This is a genomic window from Streptomyces sp. NPDC058880 (assembly GCF_042742535.1).
Taxonomy (GTDB): Bacteria; Actinomycetota; Actinomycetes; order Streptomycetales; family Streptomycetaceae; genus Streptomyces.
The window spans coordinates 63,213-88,941 of sequence record NZ_JBHYMC010000006.1 but is presented as its reverse complement, the minus strand read 5'-3'; the positions used below and the strand labels follow the sequence as shown (position 1 = coordinate 88,941).

Below are 25,729 nucleotides of genomic sequence, written 5' to 3'. Positions count from 1 at the left end.
CGCCCGGGGAAGTCCGGCCTGCCTCCTCACCGTATCCCCGCCCCCGCGTTCCCGCTCAGGCCGTGGGCGTCATGCGGAGTCGTCCGGGCCCAGATGCCGGATGTGGGCGTCGGGCCCGGGGAAGTACAGCGTCGTCCTGCCGGTGTCCGACCAGCGGACGTCGTACGGCGGAGTGCCGTCGTCGTGGTGCAGGCCGACGACTTCGCCGTCCCGGCCCGGCTTGCCCACCGTCGGCCCTCCCACGACTATCTCGTCGCCGAGACGGGCCCGGGTGCCGTGCCCTGACATGCGGTTCTCCATGACCATCAGCTCCTTCGGAATGCGTGCCTCACCAGTCGGGCCGCCGCGAAGCCGCTCAGGAGAGCGGCTGCGGCCAGGGCCGTACCCCGCAGTCCCAGAGGTTCGGTCTCCAGGACCGACCGCAGCAGCGGAAGGTGCAGCGCTGCCGCCCCGAGCAGCGCGGAGGCGAGGACGGACAGGGGCAGGAAGAGGTTCTCCCGAGTCAGCAGGCGCGTCCGCAGTCCCAGCACGACGCCGAGCTGCCCGGCCAGCAGGGAGAGGAAGAGGACGCTCTGCCAGGGCAGGCCCCAGGCCCGTGCGATGGTTCCGGCGGTGAGGCAGGACGCGGTGACCACGGCGGCGAGCACGAGGAGCCTCTGCCACGCGCCCGCGCCGAGGATGTGCTGGCCGGGCGGCCTCGGTGGCTTGCGCATGGCGTCCGGCGCCACCGGCTCGGCGCCCATGGCCACCCCGGTCAGGCCGTGGGTCAGGAGGTTGATCCACAGGATCTGGCCGGCTCGGAGCGGCAGCGGGAGGCCCAGCAGGGGGCCGATCAGCATGACGAGGATCTCGGCGGCACCCCCGGCCAAGCCGTAGACGAGGAAGCGGCGGATGTTGTCGTAGACCCGCCGGCCCTCCTCGACGGCCGCGACCACGGTCGACAGGTCGTCGTCGGTCAGCACGAGGTCGGCCGCCTGGCGGGCGACCTCCGTGCCCTGCTGCCCCATGGCCACCCCGATGTCGGCGCGGCGCAGCGCGGGCCCGTCGTTGACGCCGTCTCCGGTCATGGCGGTGACGGCTCCCCGGGCCCGCCAGGCGTCGACGATGTCCAGCTTCTGCTGCGGGTCCGTCCGGGCGAAGACGCGTGCGGCGGTGAGGTCGGCTACCCGGCCGGCCGCAAGATCGGGTCCGCTGACCACGGCTTCGCCGTCGGCGTCCCGGCCGACCAGGCCCACCCGGGCGGCGATCGCGCGAGCCGTCGCCGGGTGGTCTCCGGTGATCAGGACCGGGGTGATGCCGGCCTCGTGACACGCGGCGAGCGTGGCGGCTGCCGCGGGCTTGGGCGGGTCGCTGACGGCGACCAGCCCCAGGAGCCGCAGTCCTGCCTCGGCCGCCTCGGCACTGTGCGGCCGCTCGGCGTGTTCGGCGGATGCCACGGCGAGCACCCGGTATCCGCGGGAGGCCAGGCTCGCCGCCTGCTGCCGGGCACCGGCCACCAGATCTGCGCGGTCGGCGAGAACCGCTGGGGCGAGCACCACCTCCGGGGCACCCTTCAAACACACGAGGGCACCACCGGACGGCAGACGGTGGACCGTCGTCATGCGCTTGCGTCCGCTGTCGAACGGCACCTCCCACGTCCTGGGGTGCGTGCGCCGGAGCTGCTCCGGCTCGCCGCACCCGGCCTTGACGGCCGCCGCCAGGAGGGCGGCCTCCATGGGGTCGCCGACCGCGGTCCACCGGTCCTCGTCCGGCGGCGTTGCGTGGGGCGGCCGCAGGGAGGCGTCGTTGCAGAGCGACGCGGCCGTCAGCAGGTCCCGCACGGGGCCGAGCTCGGCCGCCGTCGGCGACCGCCCCTCGACCCGGACGTCCCCCCGCGGTTCGTACCCCACTCCGAAGAAGTCGGCCGCGACCCGGGGGGTCCACACGTGCTGGACGACCATGCGGCCCTCGGTGAGGGTGCCGGTCTTGTCGGTGGCGAGGACCGTGACGGACCCGAGGGTCTCCACCGCGGGGAGCCGCCGGATGAGGGCGTGCCGGGCCACCATCCGGCGGGCTCCCAGGGCGAGGGCCAGGGTCACGACGGCCGGCAGGGATTCGGGAACCGCCGCCACGGCGAGGCTGATCGCCGTCACCGCCATGATCCCGGGCGGCAGGCCCTGTACCAGCCCGAGGGCGAAGACCAGCAGGCACAGCACCAGGGTGACGACGGCCAGGACACGCCCCAGCGAGGCGAGACGGCGCTGCAGGGGTGTCGGCTCCCGCTTGGTGTCGAGAAGGGCGGCGATCCGGCCGAGAGCGCTGTTCGGTCCGGTGGCCCTCACCGTCGCCACGCCGCGGCCCTTCACGACCACGGTCCCCGCGCTCGCGGTCGAAGCGGCCGTCTTGTCCACGGGTACGGACTCCCCCGTGAGCATGGACTCGTCGATCGTGAGGGCGGACGCCTCGTCGACCTCGGCGTCGGCCGCCACGATGTCCCCCTCGGCGAGCAGCAGGACGTCACCGGGCACCACGGCGGCTGCGGGGATCTCGCTCGGGGCTCCGTCCCGCAGGACCCGGGCGTTCGGTGCCGACATCGCGGAGAGGGCGGCCACGGCGTGGTCGGCGCGGATCTCCTGCACGACGCCCACGGTCGTGTTGACGACGATCACCACGGCGATGACCACCGCGTCGGGGTGGTCGCCGATCGCGATCGTGAGGACCACCGCGCCCAGCAGCACCATGATCAGCGGGTCGCGCAGCTGAGCCAGTACGCGGGCGTACCAAGGGGTCGGCGGGGCGGGCGGGATCTCGTTGCGGCCGTGGTCGGCGAGCCTGCGTTCCGCCTCGCGGCCGGTGAGTCCGCCGGGCGTGCGAACCAGTGCGTCTGTGGTGGCCGGGGTGATCGCCATGGGGGTCCTATCCGGCGGGAACCGTGATCACCGGGCAGACCGCCCGGTGCAGCAGTCCGTGGACGACGGAACCCAGGCGCATGCCGGTGTAGCCTCCCTGTCCGCGACGGCCCACCACCACGGCCAGGGCGTGCTCGGCGGCCCGCGCGAGCTCTTCCACCGGATGCCCGATCGGCACCTCGTGGGAGACCACCACGTCCGGGTACTTCTGCGACCATCCGGCCGTGGTCTCGTACAGCATCCGCCGCTGTGCCCGCAGCGCGACCTCCTCGTCGTGGAGGAGGAAGACCGGCGGCTGCCACACCGCGACGGCACGCAGCACGGCGCCGCGCAGATCGGCCTCCTCGTAGGCGAGCGCGAGCGCGGCCCTGGAGGACTCGCTGCCGTCGATGCCCACGACCAGTGAGGGTGGCTGCCGGGTGGTGTCCTCGGGGTTCGCGACCACGACGACGGGGCAGGGCGCCTGGGCCGTGACCGGGACCACCGTGGAGCCGGCGCTGAGGATCTCCGCGGTCCGGCTCAGACGGCGCGATCCCAGCACGAGCATGCGGGCCCGGCGGGACATGCGGCCGATGGCCGGGACAGGAGGTCCTTCGATCAGATCGGCGGCGACGTCCGCTCCCGGGTGGCGTTCCCTCGCCCAGTCGGAAGCGGCCGCGAGGGCTTCGGAGCCCTCGCGGCGCCGAGCCTTCACTCGGGGGGTGTCGTCGACCTGTCGCGTGTGGGGCGGCGCGGGGACCGCCACGACGAGCCGGAGCCCAAGCCCGCGGCGGTGGGCCTCGTCCGACGCCCAGGCGAGGGGCAGGTGCCAGTCCCTGGCCGGGTCGATGCCGACGGCGATCTCGCGGTGTTCGGCGGGTGCCCTCACGATGCGCTCTCCTTCTCGTCCTTGTGGCGCGGAACGAGCAGCACCGGACAGTGTGAGTGGTGCACGAGGCTGTGGGTGTGCCGCCCGAGGGTGGGGCCCAGGTACGCGGACGCCCTCCGCCCGCCCATGACCAGCAGGTCGGCGTGCCGGGAGGCCTCGACCAGAGCGGCGGCGACGGACGTGCTCTTCTCGGCGTCCGCCCGGACGGTGAGGTCCGGGAATTCCCGGCGGATCTGCTCGGTCACCGCCGTCAGGTGCCGGACGTACTCGTCGGCGATCTCCGTGAGGTCGTCCATCATGGTCACGACGTCGCCGACGGACTGGAGCACGTTCCACACGTGGAGCAGCCTCAGCTCGGCCTTGCGGAGCTCTGCCTCGTGCGCCGCGTGGCGCACACAGTCCAGATCGTGCGCGTCGCGGACCCCGGCGAGGACCGTCCCGTTCTCCGGGCCGCTGCCGGTTCCCCTGACGACGATGACGGGCGTCCTCGCACCGGCGGCGACCTTCAGGCCCACCGAACCGAGCATGAGGGAGCTGAACCCTCCCAGCCCCCGGTTGCCGACCACGATGGTGCCGCGGAGACCGGCGGCCCGGTGCAGGCCGGCCGCTGCGTCGCCCCGACTGAGTTCCGTGGTGACCACCAGGCCCGGGTACGTGTCCTTGACCGCGACCACGGTTTCGTCGAGCAGTTCGCGGCCGGCGGCACGGACGCGCTCGATGGTCTCGGCCGATGCGTAGAGGGCCCGGCCGTCCGTGTCGGCGCCGTACACGATGCGCAGGGGGCGCCCGCGACGCTCGGCCTCTCCGGCTGCCCAGAGCGCGGCCTGACGGGCGGGCTCGGAGCCGTCGACACCGACGACGACGGGGCCGGGCTCCGGGCCGCTGACGGTGTTCTTCATGATTCCTCCTCGCCCGGGGCCACTCAGGGTGTGACCTCACGCTGTCACCACGGATCGTGCTGCGAAGAGGGCCGCTCAGGACCCTCCTGGGGGCCGAAGGTCCCGGTCGGACCCCCTGCGTGCGCACGCTTCGCTGTCCGGCCACCCGCGGTACGCGGTGCGGGAGGCCTCCGGACCGTCGCGACGTCCGTGGCCCGGCGGGTCCGCCGGGCCCAGCGCCGCAGTTCGTCGGTGCCCCATACGAGAACCGGGAAGGTCGCGATGAGCGCGACGACGTCGGGGGAGAGGGCGGCGGTGCCGAACAGGTCCTGCAGCGGCGGCGCGTAGACGAGCGCTGCGGTGAAGGCGAGCTCGAAGGCGATGCCCGCCAGGAGCAGGCGGTTGGTGAACAGGCCGATCTCGCGCAGGGCTGCGTGGTCGGTGCGGGCGGCCATCGCCGTGCCGACCTGGCAGGTGACGATGCCGGCGAACGTGGCCGTGGTCGCAGTGACGTACGCGTGGTGGAGCGGGGTGCCGGGGCCCGTGGGGTCGCCGGGGTGCCATCCCGCCCGCCACAGCACGGAGAAGAACGCGGTCATGACCAGGGCGGCGGACACCGTCCCGAGCCATCCCCAGCTCCGGATGAGCATGTCGCGGGAGATGACGCCCTGCGAGCTCGGCCGGGGCGGTCGGCTCATGACGCCGGGCTCGGCGCGTTCCCGGCCGAGGGCGAGGGCGGGGAGGGTCTCGGTGCCGAGGTCGATGGCGAGGATCTGCAGGACGGTCAGGGGCAGCGGGACGGCGCCGGCCGAGAGCGCGAACACCAGGAACGGAACGACCTCGGGGGTGGTGTGGGCGAAGATGTAGACGATGAACTTGCGGACGTTGTCGTAGACGCGGCGCCCCGACTCGATGGCGGCGACGATGGTGGCGAAGTTGTCGTCGGTCAGCACCATCGTGGCGGCCTCGCGTGCCACGTCCGTCCCGGAGCGTCCCATCGCGACCCCGATGTGCGCGCGGTGAAGCGCGGGGGCGTCGTTGACGCCGTCGCCGGTCATGGCCACGATCTGCCCGTGTGCGCGCAGGGTGTCCGCCACGTGCAGCTTGGTCTCGGGCGAGGAGCGGGCGAAGACGACTTCGGCATCACCGGGTGCCAGGAGCCGGTCGAGTTCCTGGTCGCCCACCGTCTCGGCCTGCGCCACCAGCGCGAGGCCGGGGACGCCGATCCCGACCTCCCGCGCGACGGCGGCCGCGGTGGCGCCGTTGTCACCGGTGACGACATGGACCCGGACGCCCGCCTCGTGGCATCGGCGGACGGCCTCCGCGACCTCGGGCCGCGGAGGGTCGTACAGGCCGACGAGCCCCAGCAGGCGCAGGCCGCTCTCCGCTTCATCGCGCCGCGCCGGTATGACGGCCCCTTTCGTCAGGTCGCGCACGGCGACGGCCAGCACACGCATGCCGTCGTGGGCGAGCCGGTCCGCGGCGGCGAGAGCGGCGTCGCCGCCCCCGGCGTCGCCCTCTCCCCCGGCGTCGAGAGCACGCGCCACCGCCTCCGGTGCGCCCTTGACGACGACGCGGGCGCCGCGTGGCGCCGTCTCCTGCACGACGGACATCAGGCGCAGCCGGGGGTCGAACCGGAAGACCGCCCGACGGCCGGAGTCCCGGTCGGCGAGGTCGACTGGGGCGCCGCGGGCGGCAGCTCCCTCGACCAGGGCCACCTCGGTCGGATCGCCGTGCAGGTGACCCTCGGCATCCCGCGTGACCGTGGTGCACAGGGCACCGGCGCGGGCGAGTTCGGCTGCCCAGGGACCGTCGTCCGTACCGTGTCCAGGTGTCCACACGGTCTGGAGCCGCATGCGGTTGCGGGTGAGGGTGCCGGTCTTGTCGGTGCAGATCACGTTGGTGGACCCGAGCGTCTCCACGGCGCTCAGCCGCTTGACCACGGCTCCCTGGCGGGCGAGGGACCGTACCCCGACGGCGAGGGCGAGGGTGATGATCGGCAGCAGGCCCTCGGGCACATTGGCCACCAGCAGGCCGATGGCGAAGACCAGCGAGTCGGTCAGCGGGAGTCCCACGGCCATCCCTGCCAGGAGGAACACCACGCCCATGGCGCCCGCGACCGCGGCGATCAGCCAGGCGACCTTCTTGACCTGCCGTTCCAGGGGGCTGGGGTCGCGTCGGGTGCGCTGGCTGAGCGCCGCGATCCGTCCCAGCTCGGTGTGGCCGCCCGTGGCGAACACGATCGCCCTGGCCTGCCCTTCGGTGCAGGTCGTACCGCTGAAGACGAGGTTCGGCTCCTGAAGCGGCGGTGCCCCTGCGAGGCCGGGGCCGGCGACGCGTTCGGCGGGGGCGGACTCCCCGGTCAGCATCGACAGGTCGACCTCGATGCCGCCGTCGGTCAGGCGCGCGTCGGCGGGCACTTTGGCACCCTCGTCGAGGACGATGAGGTCGCCTGGCACGAGCTCGCGCGACTCGACGGCCGACGGTTGTCCGTCGCGGATCACCCATGCGCGCTCGGGCAGATACCGGGCCAGGGTCTCCACCGCCTGCTCCGCCTGGCGCTCCTGCAGGAGCGCGAAGGCGGCGTTGACGACGACCACGGCGACGATGGCGCAGCCGAGGACGGGCGTGTCCGCCACGAAGGCCAGTGCGGCAGCCGCCCAGAGCAGCAGGGCGAGCGGGTGGACGAGCTGGCGGACGAGTTCGCGGCCCAGGGAGGTACGGGCCTTGCGGTGGACCTCGTTGGGGCCGTACACGGCGAGGCGGCGGGCCGCCTCGCGTGCGGACAGTCCGCTCGGCCCGGTACCGAGTTCGCGCCGCAGGAGCGGCAGCGGTTCGAGAGGGTCGGGGCTCGGGGGCGGACCATCGGCCGGAAAGCGGGGCCGGCCGGCCGGCTCAGTCATCGCCGGGGCCCTGCTCGCGCCGCAGCCGGCCGGACCAGCGTGGCTCCACGGCCTCCCACTCGTGCTCCCACCCGGCCAGGCTGCGGGCATCGGCGAGGAGCAGGCGCAGGCGGACCGTTGCCCCCGAGGCAAGGACGAGCACGCCGAAGGAGCCGGCTCCGGCGACCGCGGCCGTGAAGACGCGCTGGGCGCGGGACGCCGGGGGCTTCGCTTCCATGCCCGCGTCATCGACCCAGACCGTGACCGTCCGGCCTGGCGGTGTTCCCGGCGGAACGGAGACCGTCCCGGTGTGCCGTTGGGCGGCAGGGTACTGCCAGACGGCCGGCGCAACCGTCCCAGAGGCGGTGCCGGAGCGGTCGGAGACGGTGTGCTCCGCAGCGCCTACCGTCGTCGCTTCGATCCGGTGGCGATGGCGGGCGGCTTCCCGCGCCGTCCGGTCTTCCGCGTCGTGGACGGCCGTGGCCACGGCGACGCCGCAGGACAGGGCGATCAGGAAGGACAGCACGAAGGCGATGTGCCACCGGCGCCGGGTCCGGTCGACCGGACGGCGCAGCGCGTTCGCGCGTCCGCCGAGCAGTCGGCGGACCCGGCCGCCCGTCGCCGGACGCGCTCGTGCGGGCCCGTCTCCGGGTGTGCCTGCCTCGGGCATCGTGCACCTCCGCGCTCGGACGCCGTCCGGCCGCTCAGTGGGGAGCGGCGAGTTCGGCGCTGATGTGGTGGGCCCACGTCCGAATCCGTTCGGGATTGCGGAAGTCTCCTCCCTTCCCCGCCCGGACCATGGCCCGGGCGATGAACCCCGGGGTACTGGCCGTGACGCTGCCGCCGAAGGTGACGTGCTCGCGTGCACCGAGGCGCTCCATCTCCCGGGCCACCGCGGGCACCGGCGCAATGTCGTGCGTCTCGGCGGAACGGTCGACCGGGCCGCTGCTGAACAGGTAGACCGGGCGGTGCTGGAGATCACCGGCGTTGCGCTCGGCGCAACGCCTGGCCTTCCCGCTCCAGTGTCCCGCGTACAGGGCGCCGCCGAGCACCACGGCGTCGTAGCCGCGGACGTCCTCCACGTCGTCGGCCGGGACCACGACGGCGTCGAGGCCGTCCTCACGCAGGGTCTGGCCGATCTCGGAGGCGATGCCGGCGGTGGCACCGTGCTTGGTGCCGTAGGCGACGAGGACACGCTTGGACGTCATGACGACTCTCCCTTGCCGTCTGCCGCGGTACGTCGGACGGGGATGCTGCGCCTGGACTCCTCGGGCGCGGCCGGCATGGGCACGCGCACGGTGAGGATGCCGTCCTCGTACGCCGCCTCGACGTCGTCGGAGGGGATCGGCCCGGGCAGCCGGACCGTCCTCTGGAAGGAGCCGTAGCGGAACTCCGAGTGGTCCTTCTCCTCCTTGCTCTCGGTGTGCTCGGCGCTGACGGTGAGGGTGTCTCCCTCGACCGTGATCCGGATGTCCCGGTCGGGGTCCATCCCGGGAAGTTCGGCGCGCAGCGTGTACCGGCCCTCCTTGTTGGTCACCTCGATCGGGATCGGGAGGGTGTCGAACGAGGACCGCCACAGCGGGAACCGGGGGAAGTCGGTGCCGAACCAGTCCCTGAAGTCGGGGAACGGGCTGCGCCTGCGCTCCAGGTGCGTTGCTGACATGGTGTGCTCCGTTCCGGCGCCCGGTCAGCGCCTTCATGCGTCGTCTCCCTTCACTGTCCCGAGGGGGAGGCTGCGCCGCTTGAGACCATCGGGTCCCCGATGGGGCCGTTCGGCCCTCCCTGGGCCGGTTCGGCGGCGGCGACGTGCTGCTTGACGGCGGCGAAGCTGTCCGGGGCCACGGAGATGGAGTCGACCCCGGCCCCGACCAGGAACTCGGTGAAGGCGGGGTCGTCGCTGGGACGCTGGCCGCAGAGGCCGACGGGGCGGCCGGCGGCCCGGGCGCGGTGGACGAGGGTTTCGATGCTCCGGGTGACCGCCGGATCGGTCTCGTCGAAGACGTGGGCGAGGGCTTCGGAGTCGCGGTCGACGCCCAGGGTGAGCTGGGTCAGGTCGTTGCTGCCGATGGAGAAGCCGTCGAAGCGTGCGGCGAATTCCCGGGCCAGGATGACGTTGGCCGGGATCTCCGCCATGACGTAGACCTTCAGCCCGTTCTCCCCGCGCCGGAGGCCCTCCTCCGCCATGACGCCCAGCACCCGGTCGGCCTCGTCGAGGCTCCGGCAGAAGGGAATCATGACGATGACGTTGGTCAGGCCCATCTCGTCGCGGACCCGGCGCAGGGCCCGGCATTCGAGGGCGAAGCCCTCCCGGTATCCGTCGCTGTAGTAGCGGCTCGCGCCGCGCCAGCCGATCATCGGGTTGGCCTCGGCCGGTTCGAACGGCCCGCCGCCGACCAGGCGCGCGTACTCGTTCGTCTTGAAGTCGCTGGTCCGTACGACGACCGGGGCGGGCCACCGGGAGGCGGCGATCCGGGCGATACCGTACGCCAGGCGGTCACTGAAGTACCGCGTGCGGTCGAGGTGTCCCCGTGTCAGCCGGTCGACGGCGGCACGGTCGGCGGCGTCCAGGCGTTCGGGGTGCAGCAGGGCCATGGGGTGGACCTTGACCTGGTGCGCCACGATGAACTCCAGCCGGGCCAGGCCGACGCCGTCGGCGGGCAGGCGCCACCACCGGAAGGCCGCGGAGGGATCGGCGAGGTTGAGCATGACGCGTGTCCGGGTGGCGGGGATGTCCGCGAGGTCGGTCTCGGTCTCCTCGTAGGCGAGAAGCCCGTCATAGACCATGCCGCGTGCGCCTTCGGCGCAGGAGACCGTCACCTTTTGACCGTCGTGCAGGGCGTCGGTCGCACGGCCGGTGCCGACGACGGCGGGGACTGCGAGTTCGCGGCTGACGATCGCGGCGTGGGAGGTACGGCCGCCGTGGTCGGTGACGACGGCGGAGGCCCGCTTCATGATCGGTTCCCAGTCCGGGTCGGTGATGCCGGTGACGAGCACCCCGCCGGCGGGGAAGCGGTCGAGATCGACGGGCGAGTCCAGGACGACGACCGGCCCGCTGCCGATGGCTTCGCCGACGGCGATGCCGTCCACGACGGGGGCGTCGGGCACGGCCGTCAGGCGGCAACGGCGCAGGGTGGAGGCGGCACGACGGGACTGCACGGTCTCGGGCCGGGCCTGCACGATCCACAGCTCTCCGGTGAGGCCGTCCTTGGCCCATTCCAGGTCCATGGGGCAGCCGTAGTGTCCTTCGACCGCCAGTGCCCACTCGGCGAGGAGCCGTACCTCGGCGTCGGTCAGCACCCGCTGCGAGCGCTCCTCGGCAGTGGTGTCGACGGTCCGGGTCAGGCCGTGTTCGGCGTAGACCGCCTTCCGCCGCTTCGCCCCGACGCGGACGTCGATCAGCGGGTCCAGCCGGGGGGCCTTCAGGCTCGGCTTGAAGACGGTGTATTCATCGGGGTCGACCTGCCCGCTGACGACCGTCTCCCCCAGTCCGTACGCCGCACTGATGACGACGACCTCGGGGAATCCGCTCTCCGGGTCGAGGGTGAAGATCACCCCGGCTCCGGCCAGGTCCGACCGGACCATGGCCTGGACACCGACGGAGAGGGCGACCTGGAGGTGGTCGAAGCCCATCCGCTCCCGGTAGTCGATGGCACGGTCGGTGTACAGGGAGGCGTAGCAGCGGTGCACCGACTCCAGCAGCCGGGCTGCCCCGCGCACGTTCAGGTACGTCTCCTGCTGGCCGGCGAAGCTCGCCTCCGGCAGGTCCTCGGCGGTGGCACTGCTGCGTACGGCGACCTCCGGATCCTCCCTGCCTTCGTCGCGCCCCAGCTGCTCGTAGGCCGCGACGATCTCGGCCCGCAGCGCCGGGGGCAGCGGCTCGGCGAGGGTCATCGACCGGATCGCTGCCCCGACCTCGTCGAGCGCGTCGCCTTCGCGCAGGCGCGCGATCTGCTCCTCGATCCGCCCCCGCAGTCCGTGCCCGTCGAGCAGCTCTCCGTACGCGTCGGCCGTCGTCGCGAACCCGGGGGGCACGCGCACGCCGGCACCGGCCAGGTGGGCCGTCATCTCCCCCAGTGAGGCGTTCTTGCCCCCCACACTGCCGACGTCCTGCCGGCCGATCTCCGCGAACGGGACGACACGCCGGGTGCTTGCCATGACGACCTCCGGGCTCAATACGGGAGCGGGCGGCCGGACGGGGTGCGCAGGTCCGGCGGCGCGGGCTCGATGGGCTGCTTCGGGCGGGACCGGATCCGGATGTTTCGCTGCCCGCTCACTGCCTGACCACCCGGCGCCCGGTGATCCGGATCGCGGTGACCTTCATCCAGTGGGTCCGCGGACCGCCGGCCCAGGGCAGGGAGTACGCGACGGCGTCGAGCCGGGCGAGCTCCTCCGCATCCGTGACCCCCTCCGCCTCGCCCACGGCCAGGACGCTCCAGCCCAGGCGCGTGACGTCGTCCACATGGTCGACCTCGAAGGCCACCTCGGTGCCGGCGGCCCGCGCGAGCACCGCCTCGCCCGAGGTCCGGAACGCGATGTCGCGGCCCGCCACGACGTAGTTGACCGGAAGTATGGCCGGGCCCTCCGGCGTGAAGACGGCGACCCTGCCCACACCGTGCGTGGACAGCAGCCGCCGGCACTCGCCCTCGGACAACTCGACCAGCCTGGCATCCGACATGGCCGTCCCCCGACCCGGCGGGAATTCCGTCGTCGCGCCCGAGAGTTCGGCGGCGGTCGTCCCCAGCGCATCGGCGAGTCGCAGGAGGGAGCCGATCGCCGGCGCTGCCGCGTGCTCCTCCAGGTAGGTGATGTAGGCGCCGTCAGCCCCGCAGCGCTCGCCCAGTTCGTCCCGGGTGAGGCCGAGTTCCTCACGGCGCAGGGCGATCCGCCGCCCGAGGTCGGTACGTCCGGCCGGCGCCTCCGCGGCACCCGGCCCGTGCTGGGTTCTGCTCATCGTCTTCCCGTCCTCTCGGAGTCGCAGTTGTGTGGGGTGGCCCGGACCGTCGCAGCGCGTGCTGCGGCCGGGGAGACCGGTGGTCACGGTGGGTGCCCGTCCGATGCGTCCCGTGCCGGCCACGACGGCGGGGGCCTCGGGCCGACGTCCCCGTTCAGGACCCGGCCGCGCACGGTGACGGCTTCGGCGCGGACGACCGCGTCGGCTGCGGTCCGTCCGGAGTCCTGGAAGACGACTGCCTTCACGACACTGTCCTCCTGACTCACGTGCCTCGGGAGTTTTCACCGCCAGGCTGGGCCGGGCCCGACCGCCCGCACATGGGCCGGTCGGGCCCCTGGACGGGCCTGTCGGCCCCCTGCACGTCCGTGCGCGCGGTGCCATGGTGGAAACCGGACCCCCTCACCGAAGGGAGGGCGGGTCATGTCCGGGACAGCCCCGCGCCCCGCTGCCGCGTCGCCCAGACCCGCACTCCTGCGGTTGCTCGGTGCGGTACGCACGGTCACCGGTAGCAAGTTCCTCGTCGAGAGCGACCACGCCCGCGTCCTGGTCGACTGCGGGCTCTTCCAGGGTTTCGCGGATCTGCGCCGGCGCAACTGGGACAAGCCCGGATTCGATGCCGCGGACCTCCGCGCCGTCGTGGTGACGCACGCCCACCTGGACCACTGCGGCTACTTGCCGCGGCTGGTCCGTCACGGCTTCCGCGGTCCGATCCTCAGCACCCCCGGAACGGCCCGCCTCGCCGAGATCGTGCTCCGCGACAGCGCGCGCCTCCAGATGGAGGCCGCCGAGCACGCCAACAGCCACGGCTGGTCCAAGCACCGCCCCGCAAAACCGCTCTACGACGACACGGACGTCGAGAACACCTTGAAGTTCTTCGACCCGGTCGAAGTCGGCGGCGAAGTCGAGATCATGGCCGGAACGAAGCTGCGGCTGCACCACGGGGGGCACATCCTCGGTTCCGCCTGGGCCCGCCTCACGCTGGAGGACGGCCACACCCTGGCCGTCAGTGGCGACCTCGGCCGCCCCGGACACCCCCTGCTGCTGCCTCCGGAGCCGTTCACCGGTGCCGACGTGCTGCTGCTGGAGTCCACCTACGGCGACCGCCACCACGACCACGAGACGGCTCGGCGCGAGTTCGCCGGCGTGATCACCCGCACGCTGGCGCGGGGCGGGACCGTGGTCATCCCGGCGTTCGCGATCGACCGGACCGAGGTGGTCCTGCACGAGCTGGCCGCGCTGCGCCGGGAGGGCACGCTGCCGCGGAGCGTACCGGTGTACGTGGACAGCCCCATGGCGCTGGCCACCCTGGACGTGTACCGCGCCGCCCTGCGCTCCCGCGCTCCCGAGCTGCGGCCCGAGATCCTGGCCCAGGGCGAGGCGGCGCTCAGCCCGGAGCCCTTCCTGGCCGCCCGTACCGTCCAGGAGTCCATCGACATCAACAGCACCACGGGCCCCGCGGTCATCGTCTCCTCCGCCGGCATGGCCACCGGCGGCCGGGTCCTGCACCACCTGCACCGGCTCCTGCCTGACCGCCGCAACGCCGTCGTCATCGTCGGCTTCGCGGCCGCCGGCACCCGGGCGCGTGACCTCGTCGACGGCGCCCGCACGCTGAAGATGTTCGGCGAGTACGTTCCCGTACGCGCCGAGGTGGCCGACGTACCCCACTTCTCCGCCCACGCGGATGCCGACCAGATCATCGACTGGCTGCGCTCCGCACCGCCACCGCACACCACCTACCTCGTCCACGGTGAGGAGACGGCCGCCGAGACGCTCCGGGACCGCATCGACCGCGAGCTGGGCTGGACGGCCGTCGTACCCAAGCCCGGGGAGGCCGTCCTGGTCCGCTGACCGGGGCGATACGGACCCTGCCCCACGCACCGCACGCACCGCGGACACCCCAGACACCCCAGACACCCCAGACACCGACTAGGGAGCCAGGTCCCGCCTCTTCAGCAACACGTGGCCCAGGGCGAATCCCACCACTCCGACTCCGACCAGGACTCCCAGCTGCGCCCACAGCGGGTGGCCCTGTGCCAGCGCGTCACCCGGCGTGTAGTAGTGGAAGGGGCTGACGAACCGCAGGGGCGCCGCCGCGGACCAGGCCAGCGCGATGAAGTTCACCGCGAAACCGACCGCGCCGAAGGCGATCGTCGCACCGATCACCTGGGCGCGCCGGCTCCCCCACGCCGACACCGCCAGCGCCGGTCCGGCCAGGCACAGTGCGAAGCCGAAGCCCATCAGCCCCGCGGCGAAAACACCGCCCAGCGGCACGTCCCGGTGGATGTCCGGCGACAGCCAGACGCCCGCCGCGACCGTCAGCGTCGCCGCGGCGTTGAGGGCGAAGGCGGCGATCACCACGGCGGCCGTCCGCTCGGCGAGGAGTCGGCTGCGGCTCACCGGGCGCACCATGACCAGCTCGATCGTCCCGGATTCCACGTCGGCCGCCACCGCGGCCGCGGCCAGCGCCCCGATCGCGGTCAACTGCATGGCGATCCAGAACGGATGCACCAGTCCGGCCCCGAGCAGCCCGGGATAGCTGGCGATCGAAACGGCACCGCCCGACCCGCTGAACGCCCGGTACGCCGATGGCGGACCCTTGCCCCCCGCCGAGAACAGCTGCCCCGGCGCGATGGTGTTCGCCACCACCACGATCAGGGCCTCGAAGACGACCATCCCGGCCAGGAGGGCCAGCAGCATCCGCCGGCGCCGGTGCAGCGCCAGCCACAGCAGGGGCCACCGCGTCGTCACGGCGCGGCCCCCTCGGCGCTGCCCTTGCGGTAGAGGTCCAGGAACGCCTCGTCCAGCCCCGCCTCCTCCACGATGACGTCGGCCACTCCCGAGGCCAGCAGGGCACGCAGGGCTTCCACCACTTCGCTCGGGGGGACGAGGAGCTCCACCCGGTCGCCCTCCCAACCCAGCACCCACCGGTCCGCGCTCCCGAGCGGGCGCGCCCCTCTCCCGTCGTCGAAGGCCAGCCGGATCCGGCGTGCCCGCGCCTCGCGGAGGGCAGCCACGCTCTCCACCGTGACCAGGCGCCCGTCCCGGACGATCGCCACGCGTCCGCAGGCCCGCTGCACCTCCGGCAGCACGTGGCTGGACAACAACACGGTACGGCCGTCGGCCGCGGCCTCCTCCATCAGCTCGAAGAAGGTCTGCTGCACCAGGGGGTCCAGCCCCTCGGTCGGCTCGTCGAGGACCACCAGCCGCGGATCGTGCTGCAGCGCCTGCACCAGGCCCAGCTTCTGCTTCATGCCGCGCGAGTACCCGCCCACCGTGCGCCGCAGGACCGCGGGCGTCAGGCCCAGCCGCTCGCACAGTTCCGCTCGCCGGGAGCACGGACGGCCCTGGAGTGCGCACAGGAGGTCGAGGGTCTGTGCTCCGGTGAGCTCCGGGTACAGCCGCAGCTCGCCCGGGAGGTAGCCGAGTTCCCGAGCCACCCGGCGGTGATCTCCGAGCGGGTCCATCCCCAGCACCCTGACGTGCCCGGCGGTCGGACGCAGGAATCCCGTCAGGCACCTGAGCGTCGTGGTCTTCCCCGCCCCGTTCGGCCCGAGGAAGCCGAACACCTCGCCGGGGCCGATGCCGAGGGTGAGGTCCTCCACCCCGACCACCGTTCCGTAGCGCTTGGTCAGTCCCCTGAGCTCGATCACATCCACGGTGCCCACCCCACCAGTCTGTGCCCTGGCCCGGACCGACGCGCGTGCGGCATCCCGGCGGGTGCCCCGGCACGGGTGCGCCGGTGGGTGTGGCTCCCGTCCCGGGCCCGGTGCGGGAAGCCGGCGCCCGCTCCGCTGTCGGCCGTCTTTCCCCGCAGTGGTGGCATGATGCCGACCGGCGGGTTGTCATGAGCCATGCTTCCAGACCGATCGGTTGACCGCGGCATCCCCGCGGAAACGACGAGCCTCGTGGGACGGAGCCATGACCTGGCCCTGGCCCGCCTGCTCCTGACACGGACACGCCTGCTGACCGTGACGGGGACCGCCGGCATCGGCAAGACCCGTGTCGCCCGCCGGGCAGCGCGCGACCTCCAGTCGTCCTACCCGCACGGGGTCTGTCCGGTGGACCTCTCACTCGTCCGGGACGGCTCCCTTCTCGTACAGGTCATCGCCCAGGCCCTGGATCTCCGGTGCCCGGACGCCGGCCGGGAGGGCTCTTTGACCGAGTACCTCGCCGACCGCCACCTGCTCCTGTTCCTCGACAACTGCGAACATCTCGCCGCCCACTGCGCACCGCTGGTCGGCGCCCTGCTCGCGGCAGCCCCGGACCTGAGGGTCCTGGCGACCAGCCGACACCAGTTGGGGGTGTACGGGGAGCACATCCTGGACCTGCGTCCGCTGGCCACCCCCGACCCGGACCGGTTGCCCGCGCCCGATTCCCTGCCCCGGTACGCCTCCGTGCAGCTCTTCGCCGAGCGTGCGGCGGCAGCGTCCGGAGGATTCCCGCGCCACCATGACGACTGGACGGCGGCCGGGCTGCTCTGCTCCAGGCTCGACGGCATCCCGCTGGCCATCGAACTCGCCGCCGCCTGGTTGCGCGTCCTGCCGGTCCGGCAGATCCTCGACCGCCTCGACCAGTGCACCCGTCTGCCCGCGCGGTCGGCCCCCACCGGCTCCGCCAGGCACCGGACGCTCCACGACGCGATCGACTGGAGCTTTCAGCTCTGCACCCCCGACGAACGCCGCATGTGGACCGAACTGTGCGTCTTCCACGGCGGGTTCGGGCTCTGTGCGGTGGAGGCGGTGTGTTCCGTGGCCGGCCCCGCGCGCCACCACACGCTCACCACCCTCGCGGCGCTGGTCGACAAATCCCTGCTGATCCGGGAGGACCATCCGGATGAAGCCCGCTACCGCATGCTGGAGACCATTCGCTGCTACGGCCTCGGCCGACTGCGTGCGGACGGCCGTGAAGCACAGACCCGTCGACGCCACCTCGATCACTACCGCAGCCTCGTCGCGGACGGCGAGACGGACTGGTTCAGCCCCCGGCAGAGCGCCTGGTTCGCCCGCCTGCACCGGGACCAGGCCAACCTGCGGTCGGCCGTCGAGTTCGCGCTGACCGCTCCGGGTGAGGGAGAGGATGCCCTGGAACTGGTCGCCTCCCTCTGGAGCCACCACCTCGGCAGCGGCAGCCAGGAAGAGGAACGGCACTGGCTCGCACGCGCTCTCGCCCGCCACACCGCTCCGACTCCGGCGCGGGCCAAGGCCCTGTGGGCCGACTGCTGGCTTGCCCTGCTACGGGGCGACACGTCCACCGTCACCACCCGCATGGCCGAGTGCCTGGCTGTCTCCGAGGACCTGGGCCACGCGCCGATCCGGGCCCATGCGCGGCAACTCAGCGGCCTGCGCGCTCTATTACTGGACGATCTGAGCGGCGCGGTCGCCTCTCTCGAAGAGGCTCTGGAGCTCTACGCGACCGCAGGCGACCGCGGCAACCAGTGGACGACCCTCTTCCTGCTCGCGGTCGCCTGCTCCCTGACCGGACATCCTGATGCCGCCGACCGGGCACGCCAGAGCCTGGCTCTGTGCGACAGCCACGGTGCTCGCTGGTCGCGCTGCTACGCGTTGTGGCTGATCGGCCTCCAGGCCTGGTTACGGTCGGACACGGGCGAGGCCGTCGACGCGCTCAAGGACGCGTTGCGCACCGAAGAGCCGGAGCGCAACCTGCTGGCCGTCGCACAGTCACTGGAGCTGCTTGCCTGGATCGCCGCGGCCGACGGGTCCGCGGGGCACAGTGCCGTCTTGTTGGGAATGGTCAGGGCCCTGTGGCGACGGATCGGTATCGCGCGGCCCGCGCTCGGCCGCCTGCTGCGGCACCGCGGCGCCTGCGAGGAGCAGCTGCGGCGCGCCCTCGGCGCGCAACCGCTGGAGGACGCGCTGCGTGCCGGTGCGGAGATGCCCTTGGCACGGGGTGTGGAAGCCGCCCTGGCATGGGAGCCCGCCGACACGTCGAAGGAGGGCGGCCCGCCGTCGCCGCTGACCCGGCGCGAGACGGAAGTGGTCGAGCTCCTCGTCCAGGGGTTGGCGGACAAGCAGATTGCCGCCCGACTGGTCATCTCGCCGCGCACCGTCGAGGGCCACGTCCAGCGGATCCTGGCCAAACTCGACCTGTCCTCCCGGGTCCAGGTCGTCACGTGGGCCGTCGGACTCGATCCGGCCGGAGAGCGGCGGGCCGCCGAAGCGCCCCCTTGGCAGAGTGCGTAGTTCCACCCGGTCGGGTCGGCCGGGTGAAACGGGTGGTAACGCGCTGCTGCGGCCCGCTGTCCGTGACGCAGACTGTGCCGTGCCTCCGGGTCCGAGCCAGGATCCGGTCCTGCCCCCTGGGCGTTCCGCGGAACGCCTCCCCGGGGCCGGAGCACGACCGGCTTCTCCCGGGGCGCCCCGGCCGAGGCCGTGCGGGCACGTGCCTGCGCTCCCGCTGTGCCGAACCCTTCCCGTGCCGCGCAACGGGACCGCCCGGAGTGGACCACGTACCGGTGGTCTTCGAAGGCGGTCCCCACGTCGGTCGAAGAGCAGCGCATCCCCATGGTTGTCATGCACGCGACCGTCGTCGCGGATCTTCCCGACGGCGGCACCACCCCCACACCCGCCGGGCCGCGCCGCCCGGCACATCCCCGAGGAGTTCGCCTTGCCCGCGAGCCGTCGCACACTCCGCCTCCTCACGCCGCTGACCGCGGCTGCGCTCGCCCTGCCGCTCGTCGTCATGGCGCCACCCGCCGGCGCCGCCCCCGCGCCGGATCCCAAGCCCACGGCCTCGGTCGCTCTCGGCGACAGCTACATCTCCGGTGAAGCCGGCCGCTGGAAGGGCAACAGCCTGACCAACGCCCAGGACCGCGCGGGGACCGACCGGGCCTGGACCGGAAGCGGCTACGACCCGGCCCGGATCTACGGCGGGTCCGCAGCCAACGGCTGCGACCGCTCCGACGTTTCGGAGGTCCTCAGCGCGCCCACCGTCGCCGAGAAACAGATCAACCTCTCCTGCTCCGGTGCCGTCACCGCCAACGTTCCGCGCGCGACCCACGGCGGTCAGCCCCTCAAGGGCGAGGCACCGCAGGCCGATCAGCTGGCCGCGGTGGCCGAGCGGTACGACGTGCGGTTGATCACCCTGTCGATCGGCGGGAACGACCTCGGGTTCGCCGACATCATCTCCACCTGCGTGCAGGACTACCTGTTCTGGTGGTCCTACTGCCATGACGACCAGCAGGACGCCGTCGACGCCCGCATGGACAGGGCGATGGCGGGAGTGCGCCAGGCGATCGACGAGATCCGTGCGGTGATGACCACGGCCGGATACGCCGGCGACAGCTACCGGATCGTCCTGCAGTCCTACCCCTCGCCTATACCGCGCAGTTCGGAAAACCGCTACCCGGAGAGCGGGTGGAGCCGCTACAGCACCGGCGGCTGCCCGTTCTGGAACCTGGACTCCGACTGGGCCCGGGACCGCCTCGTCCCGCAGATCTCGCGCGAGATCTCCAAGGTCGCTGCCGCCAAGGGCGTCCAGTTCCTCGACCTGCGCGACATGCTGCAGGGACGGGAGGTCTGCTCCAGGGCCACCCGCATGGCCACCCCGAACACCCCGCCGACCGCGACCACCAGCGACTGGGCCCGCTTCCTCGACATCGGCTCCAGCACCCAGGGCACCATCGAGGAGTCCTTCCACCCCAACTACTTCGCCCAACAGGCCCTCGGGCGTTGCCTCACGCTGCTCCACGCCGAACCGAACGGCAACTGGTCCTGCCGCAACACCAGCGGCCGCGATGCGAGCGGCATGTACCTCACGGCCGCCCCGTAGAACCACCGCCGAGGAGACGGCCGCCAAGGCGGTCGACGGCGACACCGACGGAGGGAACAGCGACCCGTGGACGACGCAGGCAGGCGCGCGGCTCCGCGGATTCCACACCCCTCTTCCGCTCCAACGGAAGCCGGCCCCGGGGATCGGATGGAGCGGTGGGATTCGTGGGGCGCATCGTTGCCCTTCCCCCTGTTCGTGTATGCGGTCAAGGGGTGAATGTAGCGGCCACGGAAATGTGGGCGTGAGTCCGTACCGGGCCCAACCGATCACGGGACGGGGCGTGGTGCGGTGTGCGCTGTCGACGGCGGCGCACACCCCCGAGGGTCAGTCGTCCGAGCCCTGCCGAGCAGGAGGTGGACGGACCCGGCGGCGACCCTCCCGGCGATGGCCGCGGGCGCAGTGATCGCCGGGGACTTCGCACGGCGGGTCTCCGCCCGGTGACCGGCCGAGCGGAAATCCGCCAGGTGCCGAGAACCCGTGGGCGGACGGACGGCACCACCCGCCGGTCGCGGCGTCTCCTGCCCCCCTTGGGCTGCCGGTGGGCTGCTGCCGGTGCGCGTCCCATCGGGTGAAGACCCGGGGATGCGTGAATCCGCGGAGGCGAGGACCGGGGAAGGCACTGGTGGTCACACCCGCTCAGGGTGAGGCGACCACCCCTCCCCCGACACCGGAAAGCACACGCACATGACCCTGAGGAAGACCACCCGCGCCGGGCGAGCACTGATGGCGCTCGGTGCCCTGACCATGGCGGGGCTCCTGCCTGCCACCGCTGACGCCGCCATCCTCAATTCCGACCTCGAAGTCATCAGCGGCGACCCCGACCCGGCCCCACCCGGCGCCCTTGCGCCAGTACGCGCCCTGATCGCCAATCTGGGGCCCGCCACGACCACGGCACGCTTCACCGTGAACGTCCAGTTGCCGGAGGGAACCACCGCGGAGTCGCCGTTCTACCCGGACAACTGCCACGTTCTTCCCGGCAGCCGGGGCAGGCGTGTCCGCTGCACCGTGCCCGCAAGGCTCGCCCCGGAAAGGACGGCCTCTGTGCTGATCCCTGCCCGGATCGGCCAAGACACCGAATCCGGAACCCTCAGCGGTGGGCTGGTACAGATCGTCGCTCCTCTCGACGACCGCACTCCCGACAACAACGAGGCGCCCTTCACCATCGCGGTCGTAGAGTAGGCGGATCCTCGCGGGTCCGGCAGGTCGCTGCCGATTCGATCCCGCTGATCACGACTTGGATCGCCACGGCCCGGTCGGGTGACCCTGCCGCCCGCCCGGCATGCGGGCACAGCCGCCAGGTGCGGCTCGGCTTCACCGGCTTCCTCCCCGCACGGGTCGGTTCCGGCCCGGGAAGCGGGGGGCCTGCCGAGCGACCGGTTTCGAGGCGATGGTGATCCGTTCCCGCCGGATGGCGGCCGCCTCGTTGGGCCGGGCGACGGCCTCCTCCCCGGAGAAGGCCTGGTCGTTCGCCGAGGGCGGGCCATAGGCCTGCAGAGGCTGTGTCAGAGCACCCGACGGGGTCCGGGCCGTTGGACGCGCACGCGGATGCGGGTCTTCAGGTGCCGGGGGGAGAGCACGGCCGCAATCTGCGTGAGGACGCCGTGCGTCACCGCGGCCAGGACCTCACCGGGGTGGGCTCTGCTGTCCACGGTGAGGGTGACGGCCAGGGTCATCGTGGGCCCACGACCGGTCAGCCGGCAGCGGGCCCGCACGATCCCTGGGACGGCCGAGCATCCCGTTCGGACGGCACGGCGGACGGCCGCGCTGTCCAGGTGGCAGCCTGGCGCCAAAAGGCCCAGGCGGCGCGGAGCGCGCCGCGGGATCTGTGCGGTGAGCAGAACCAGGGAGGCCGCGAGGGCCAGCAAGCACACGAGGATCAGCAGCCCGGGCCCCGCTTGCCGCACCTGCCGGACTGCGGCGTCGGCGGCCTCGCTCTCGACCCTGCCTGCCGTGGCGGCCGCGGCAGTGAGAAGGGCGAGGCCGGCGACGGCGAGCACCATCCGGTTGAACACGGTGCGGCTACCCATCCGCGACCTCCGCTCCAGGCCGAACGGTTCCCGCAGGACGTGCCTCCCGGGCGCCGATGAGCACGAGCCGCACCTCGGGTTCCCCTGCCAGGCCCATGGACTCGACGGTCCGCGAGAGGACCTCGGCCGTCGCCTGGCGGAGTTCTGGAGGCCTGCCGAAGGCTGCTCGGGCCCGTACGGTGATCTTGCGGGTGGTGAAGCGGACGCTGCGCACCCGCAGTCCGGGTACTTCGGCGACGGCCGCCAGTACCCTACGGGCGGCGTGTTTCCGCGTCATCCGGGCCAGGACCGGGACCGGCTGCGGGCATCCGAGTGCCGACGTGCGCCGATGGCCGGGGGTGAGCGCCAGGAGGATCAGCCAACCCCCGGCGACGGCCGCCGCGAGGGCCACAGCCGGGCGCACGAAGGAATGGCTTGCGGACGTGCGCGCCAGTTCCTCCGCCTGTTTCCAGGGTGGTGGGGGCAGGCCGGGGGCATACCTGTGGCAGACGGTCCACAGCAGCAGGACCGACACGACCGCCGCGGCGGCACCCAGTCCTGCGGCGGCGGTCCCGCGTCGGGACCACGGCCGGCGTCCCGTGAACGGTGCCGGGACGGCGGCCTCCGAGCCGGGGCGGCCCGGTTCGGCGGTGAGCTTACGGACCCGGATGTACGCGGGCTCGACGTCCAGACCGGTCAAGTGCCGGGTCCGCCCGACCAGGTGGTCGTGGAGGTGGGCCATCCGGTTGATGCCGTCCGGCGGCGTGAGCGGCAGGTCCACGTCCACGGTCACCTCCACGGAACGTCCGGTCCTGCTCGCGGTGCTGCGAAGGACGTGCCCACCGGCCGGCACGGCGATTTCGGCGCAGGCCTGCCGGGCGATCTTGGCCGCCACCCGGTCGGACACGACGGTGACACCCCGCTGGGCGGAGCTCACCGCTGCCCGCGCTCGGCGACCAGGAGATCACGCAGATCCCCGCCCCGCTCGGTGTAGCGGCCGGCCGCGTAGCCGAGCCCGCCCAGGGCTGCGACCAAGAGGAACGCGCCGAAGCCGCCGAACCAGCCGGCGAAACCCAACGCCATCCCGACCACCATCCCGAGAACGTCCCTGCCCATGACCGTCTTCCCTTCCCTCATCGACGACGTGCCGTACCGTCCGCAGACGGATCCAGGTGCGGGCGTCAGGACACCCGCGCCTCGGCGGTGTCGTCCCCGTCATCGCCGGGCAGGTGGACGTCGGTGATCGCGATGTTCACCTCCACCACCTCCAGTCCGGTGATGCGCTCCACCGCGGCAATCACGTTCTCCCGGACATCGCGGGCCACGTCGGGGGCCGGGACGCCGTACTCCAGCACCAGCTCCACGTCGATGGCGGCCTGGCGTTCACCGACCTCGACCTTCACCCCGCGTCCGACGTTGGGCCGCCCGCCGGGCACCCGGTCGCGTACGGCGCCGAGCGTCCGGGACAGGCCGCCGCCCATGTCGTGGACACCGGGGATCTCCCGGGCCGCCCGTCCAGCGATCTTGACCACCACGGTGTCCGCGATCGACGTCCTGCCGCGGGTACCTGCGGGTTCGCTCACTTCGGTCCGGCCCGCCCCGGGCACCGTGCCGTTGGCGTGTTCCGGGCGGGCCAGAGTCTTCTCCTGCGGTGCGGTCATCGCTTCTCCCTGGACTGGTGCGTCTGCGGTTCGTACTCCTTTGACACCGCGAGACCGCCGTTCGTTACGGGACCTTTTGCCGTGAACGGGTGAACAGCAGTGCGGATCGGTGCGGCGTAACGAAAGCCGGGCAGGCGGTGTCAAAGCAGTGGAGGCTGGAAGGAGCTCGTGTTGAACGCTCGGTGGGGTCCGGACGACGATGAGGCCGAGGCGGGTGACCGGCTGTTGGCCGTCCGGGCAGCGGAAGGGGACGAGGAGGCGTTCGAGGTGCTGGTACACCGTCACTCCCCGGCCGTGCTGCAGCTCGCCGAACGCCTCATGGGCAGTCGGTCCGAAGCCGAGGACGCCGTCCAGGACGCCTTCGTCAGCGCCTGGCGCAGCCTGCCCGAGTACCGGGGCGAGGCCGGGTTCGGCACCTGGCTGCACCGCATCGTCACCAACCGGTGCCTGAACCTGCTGCGGGCCCGCAGACACGCCGCCGACCTCGACACCATCACCGAGCCCGCGGCACCCGAACACCAGTCCTCGCCCGCCCGCGCCGCCGAGTCGCACGCGGCCGTACGCGACCTCGCCCAGGCCATGGGTGCACTCTCCGCGGAACAGAAGGTCTGCTGGGTGCTGCGGGAGATCGAGGGCCAGCCCTACGAGACGATCGCCCACACGGTGGGGATCCGGCCCGAAGCGGCCCGCGCACGCGTCTTCAGGGCCCGCCGCATGCTGACGGAGGCGATGGCCGCATGGCGATGAACACCCCCGATTCCCACGACCCGTTCGAGGACGAAGACCTCGAACTCCTCGCCTGCGGGCGGGACCTGGCGACCGTGTGGGAGCAGGCCGGCACGGCGGAGACCGACCCCCACAACGCCGACTGCACCTACTGCCGGCAGGCCGTCGCGGACCTGGAACACCTGCGCGCCGCCCTTCCCCCGACCACCGCACCGTCCGCCGACATCGACACCGCCACCGTGGTGCGGCGGGTCATGGACGCGGTCCGCATGGAGCTGCGCCCGGGACGCAACCTGCCGCTGGGCGAGGCGGACGAGGACAGCTGGATCTACGAATCCGTGGCCGCCCGCACCCTGCGCACCGCCGCCGAGGAGGTGCCCGGAGTACGGGCCGCCAGTTGCCGCATCACCCCGCCCGGCAGCCGCACCAGCCCGGCACGCGGTCCCGTCTCCGTCCGCCTCGGCATCACCGCCGCCTACGGGCTCGACCTGCAGGCCACCACCCGTGCGGTACGCGAGAGCCTCGCCCGCGCCGCCCGGGACCGACTCGGCCTGGCCGTCGCGGACCTGCACGTCACCGTCACCGACCTCCACGAACCCTCCGACCCGTCACAGGAGGCCGGGCCATGAAGAGCGAACGGGCCAAGGACCTCGCCCTGATCGTCGCCGAAGCCGTCCTCGCCGTCCCGGGCGTCGCATGCCTGCGCCCCGGCCTGCGCAGCTTCCTGCACACAGCGGGCACCCGACCGTCCGCCGCCCGTGGCCCCGGAGCACCGGGGGCCGCGGTGCGCATCACCTTCGACTCCCAGGGGTCGGTTGCCGGGCTGCAGGTCGATGTGGTCGTCCGCGCACCACAGCAGGCGGCCCGTACGGCCAGGGCCGTACGGGCGGCGGCCGCCGAAGCGGCAGCGGCCACACCGGTGACGGTGAAGGTCACCGTCACCGGCATGGTGTAACCGTCCCGCACAGCCGGCACCGCGCTCAGGGGAATCCGGGCCCCCTGTCGGCCGTGACGGCCGACAGGCGGCCGTTGCCCGCCGGTGCGGGGGAAGGGCTGGTCCGGGTGGCCCGTGCCCGTCGAG

The 25,729-nt window shown here is 72.8% G+C and carries 24 protein-coding genes; 7 read left to right on the top strand and 17 right to left on the bottom strand.

Annotated elements, in window-relative coordinates; translation table 11 throughout:
• Positions 1 to 69: 69 nt before the first annotated feature.
• The 11 genes from ACFW2G_RS05810 to ACFW2G_RS05760 form a co-directional block, all read right to left on the bottom strand.
• The gene (locus tag ACFW2G_RS05810) at positions 70 to 300 is read right to left on the bottom strand and encodes a DUF1918 domain-containing protein (RefSeq protein WP_384581418.1); all 231 of its coding nucleotides are present in this window, start codon (positions 298 to 300) and stop codon (positions 70 to 72) included.
• A gap of 5 nt (positions 301 to 305) precedes the next feature.
• On the bottom strand, positions 306 to 2,888 hold the full coding sequence (locus tag ACFW2G_RS05805) for a cation-translocating P-type ATPase (protein ID WP_384448493.1): 2,583 nt from the start codon (positions 2,886 to 2,888) through the stop codon (positions 306 to 308).
• A 7-nt stretch (positions 2,889 to 2,895) separates the two neighbouring features.
• Positions 2,896 to 3,756 (bottom strand): universal stress protein, encoded by an 861-nt coding sequence (locus tag ACFW2G_RS05800; RefSeq protein ID WP_384448490.1) that lies wholly within the window; start codon positions 3,754 to 3,756, stop codon positions 2,896 to 2,898.
• The gene (locus tag ACFW2G_RS05795; protein ID WP_037916727.1) at positions 3,753 to 4,655 is read right to left on the bottom strand and encodes a universal stress protein; all 903 of its coding nucleotides are present in this window, start codon (positions 4,653 to 4,655) and stop codon (positions 3,753 to 3,755) included. The genes ACFW2G_RS05800 and ACFW2G_RS05795 overlap by 4 nt, the downstream gene beginning before the upstream one ends.
• Before the next feature lie 44 nt (positions 4,656 to 4,699).
• Complete coding sequence (locus tag ACFW2G_RS05790; RefSeq protein ID WP_384581420.1) at positions 4,700 to 7,537, bottom strand: cation-translocating P-type ATPase; 2,838 nt, start codon at positions 7,535 to 7,537, stop codon at positions 4,700 to 4,702.
• Positions 7,530 to 8,186, bottom strand: coding sequence for a DUF3592 domain-containing protein (locus ACFW2G_RS05785; protein WP_052030093.1), 657 nt, complete (start codon positions 8,184 to 8,186; stop codon positions 7,530 to 7,532). Before ACFW2G_RS05785 ends, ACFW2G_RS05790 begins: the two co-directional genes overlap by 8 nt.
• A 34-nt stretch (positions 8,187 to 8,220) precedes the next feature.
• Positions 8,221 to 8,724 carry a flavodoxin domain-containing protein gene (locus ACFW2G_RS05780; protein ID WP_037916724.1) on the bottom strand — a complete coding sequence of 168 codons (504 nt, stop codon included), beginning with the start codon at positions 8,722 to 8,724 and terminating at the stop codon, positions 8,221 to 8,223.
• The gene (locus tag ACFW2G_RS05775) at positions 8,721 to 9,179 is read right to left on the bottom strand and encodes an Hsp20/alpha crystallin family protein (protein WP_037916722.1); all 459 of its coding nucleotides are present in this window, start codon (positions 9,177 to 9,179) and stop codon (positions 8,721 to 8,723) included. Before ACFW2G_RS05775 ends, ACFW2G_RS05780 begins: the two co-directional genes overlap by 4 nt.
• 50 nt (positions 9,180 to 9,229) lie before the next feature.
• A complete protein-coding gene (ppsA, locus tag ACFW2G_RS05770) occupies positions 9,230 to 11,671 on the bottom strand; it encodes a phosphoenolpyruvate synthase (protein WP_384448482.1) in 2,442 nt (813 codons plus the stop codon).
• Positions 11,672 to 11,786: 115 nt separating this feature from the next.
• The gene (locus tag ACFW2G_RS05765; RefSeq protein WP_037916720.1) at positions 11,787 to 12,467 is read right to left on the bottom strand and encodes a pyridoxamine 5'-phosphate oxidase family protein; all 681 of its coding nucleotides are present in this window, start codon (positions 12,465 to 12,467) and stop codon (positions 11,787 to 11,789) included.
• An 83-nt stretch (positions 12,468 to 12,550) separates the two neighbouring features.
• Complete coding sequence (locus ACFW2G_RS05760) at positions 12,551 to 12,712, bottom strand: hypothetical protein (protein ID WP_384448479.1); 162 nt, start codon at positions 12,710 to 12,712, stop codon at positions 12,551 to 12,553.
• Between the two features lie 175 nt (positions 12,713 to 12,887).
• Between ACFW2G_RS05760 and ACFW2G_RS05755 the strand changes: the two genes are divergently transcribed.
• Entirely contained in the window at positions 12,888 to 14,315 is a 1,428-nt protein-coding gene (locus ACFW2G_RS05755) for an MBL fold metallo-hydrolase RNA specificity domain-containing protein (RefSeq protein ID WP_384581422.1), read from the top strand.
• 78 nt (positions 14,316 to 14,393) lie between these two features.
• Here ACFW2G_RS05755 and ACFW2G_RS05750 read toward each other — a convergent pair whose 3' ends face one another.
• Together ACFW2G_RS05750 and ACFW2G_RS05745 are read right to left on the bottom strand one after the other, a co-directional pair.
• Positions 14,394 to 15,215, bottom strand: a complete 822-nt coding sequence (locus ACFW2G_RS05750) for an ABC transporter permease subunit (RefSeq protein ID WP_384448476.1) — start codon at positions 15,213 to 15,215, stop codon at positions 14,394 to 14,396.
• The gene (locus tag ACFW2G_RS05745) at positions 15,212 to 16,132 is read right to left on the bottom strand and encodes an ABC transporter ATP-binding protein (protein ID WP_384448473.1); all 921 of its coding nucleotides are present in this window, start codon (positions 16,130 to 16,132) and stop codon (positions 15,212 to 15,214) included. Before ACFW2G_RS05745 ends, ACFW2G_RS05750 begins: the two co-directional genes overlap by 4 nt.
• 240 nt (positions 16,133 to 16,372) lie before the next feature.
• Here ACFW2G_RS05745 and ACFW2G_RS05740 point away from each other — a divergent pair, with 240 nt between their 5' ends.
• From ACFW2G_RS05740 to ACFW2G_RS05730, 3 genes are all read left to right on the top strand, one after another.
• Positions 16,373 to 18,667 (top strand): ATP-binding protein, encoded by a 2,295-nt coding sequence (locus ACFW2G_RS05740; RefSeq protein ID WP_384581424.1) that lies wholly within the window; start codon positions 16,373 to 16,375, stop codon positions 18,665 to 18,667.
• A gap of 424 nt (positions 18,668 to 19,091) precedes the next feature.
• Entirely contained in the window at positions 19,092 to 20,255 is a 1,164-nt protein-coding gene (locus ACFW2G_RS05735; protein WP_384448467.1) for a GDSL-type esterase/lipase family protein, read from the top strand.
• Positions 20,256 to 20,939: 684 nt separating this feature from the next.
• Entirely contained in the window at positions 20,940 to 21,434 is a 495-nt protein-coding gene (locus ACFW2G_RS05730) for a hypothetical protein (protein WP_384448464.1), read from the top strand.
• Positions 21,435 to 21,757: 323 nt separating this feature from the next.
• Here the strand turns inward: ACFW2G_RS05730 and ACFW2G_RS05725 are convergent, their stop codons facing one another.
• The 4 genes from ACFW2G_RS05725 to ACFW2G_RS05710 all read right to left on the bottom strand — a co-directional run bounded on the left by ACFW2G_RS05725 (position 21,758) and on the right by ACFW2G_RS05710 (position 23,922).
• Positions 21,758 to 22,282, bottom strand: coding sequence for a hypothetical protein (locus ACFW2G_RS05725; RefSeq protein WP_384448461.1), 525 nt, complete (start codon positions 22,280 to 22,282; stop codon positions 21,758 to 21,760).
• Positions 22,275 to 23,168 (bottom strand): DUF6286 domain-containing protein, encoded by an 894-nt coding sequence (locus ACFW2G_RS05720; RefSeq protein WP_384581426.1) that lies wholly within the window; start codon positions 23,166 to 23,168, stop codon positions 22,275 to 22,277. The genes ACFW2G_RS05725 and ACFW2G_RS05720 overlap by 8 nt, the downstream gene beginning before the upstream one ends.
• Before the next feature lie 26 nt (positions 23,169 to 23,194).
• Positions 23,195 to 23,377 carry a hypothetical protein gene (locus tag ACFW2G_RS05715; protein ID WP_037916696.1) on the bottom strand — a complete coding sequence of 61 codons (183 nt, stop codon included), beginning with the start codon at positions 23,375 to 23,377 and terminating at the stop codon, positions 23,195 to 23,197.
• A 65-nt stretch (positions 23,378 to 23,442) separates the two neighbouring features.
• Positions 23,443 to 23,922 carry an Asp23/Gls24 family envelope stress response protein gene (locus tag ACFW2G_RS05710; protein WP_037916693.1) on the bottom strand — a complete coding sequence of 160 codons (480 nt, stop codon included), beginning with the start codon at positions 23,920 to 23,922 and terminating at the stop codon, positions 23,443 to 23,445.
• A 171-nt stretch (positions 23,923 to 24,093) separates the two neighbouring features.
• Between ACFW2G_RS05710 and ACFW2G_RS05705 the strand changes: the two genes are divergently transcribed.
• The 3 genes from ACFW2G_RS05705 to ACFW2G_RS05695 are packed head-to-tail and all read left to right on the top strand — an operon-like array spanning position 24,094 to position 25,603.
• The gene (locus ACFW2G_RS05705) at positions 24,094 to 24,669 is read left to right on the top strand and encodes an RNA polymerase sigma factor (RefSeq protein WP_052030088.1); all 576 of its coding nucleotides are present in this window, start codon (positions 24,094 to 24,096) and stop codon (positions 24,667 to 24,669) included.
• Positions 24,660 to 25,277, top strand: a complete 618-nt coding sequence (locus tag ACFW2G_RS05700; protein WP_384448454.1) for an Asp23/Gls24 family envelope stress response protein — start codon at positions 24,660 to 24,662, stop codon at positions 25,275 to 25,277. Before ACFW2G_RS05705 ends, ACFW2G_RS05700 begins: the two co-directional genes overlap by 10 nt.
• A complete protein-coding gene (locus tag ACFW2G_RS05695; RefSeq protein WP_384448451.1) occupies positions 25,274 to 25,603 on the top strand; it encodes a hypothetical protein in 330 nt (109 codons plus the stop codon). The genes ACFW2G_RS05700 and ACFW2G_RS05695 overlap by 4 nt, the downstream gene beginning before the upstream one ends.
• The last annotated feature ends 126 nt before the right edge of the window (positions 25,604 to 25,729 follow it).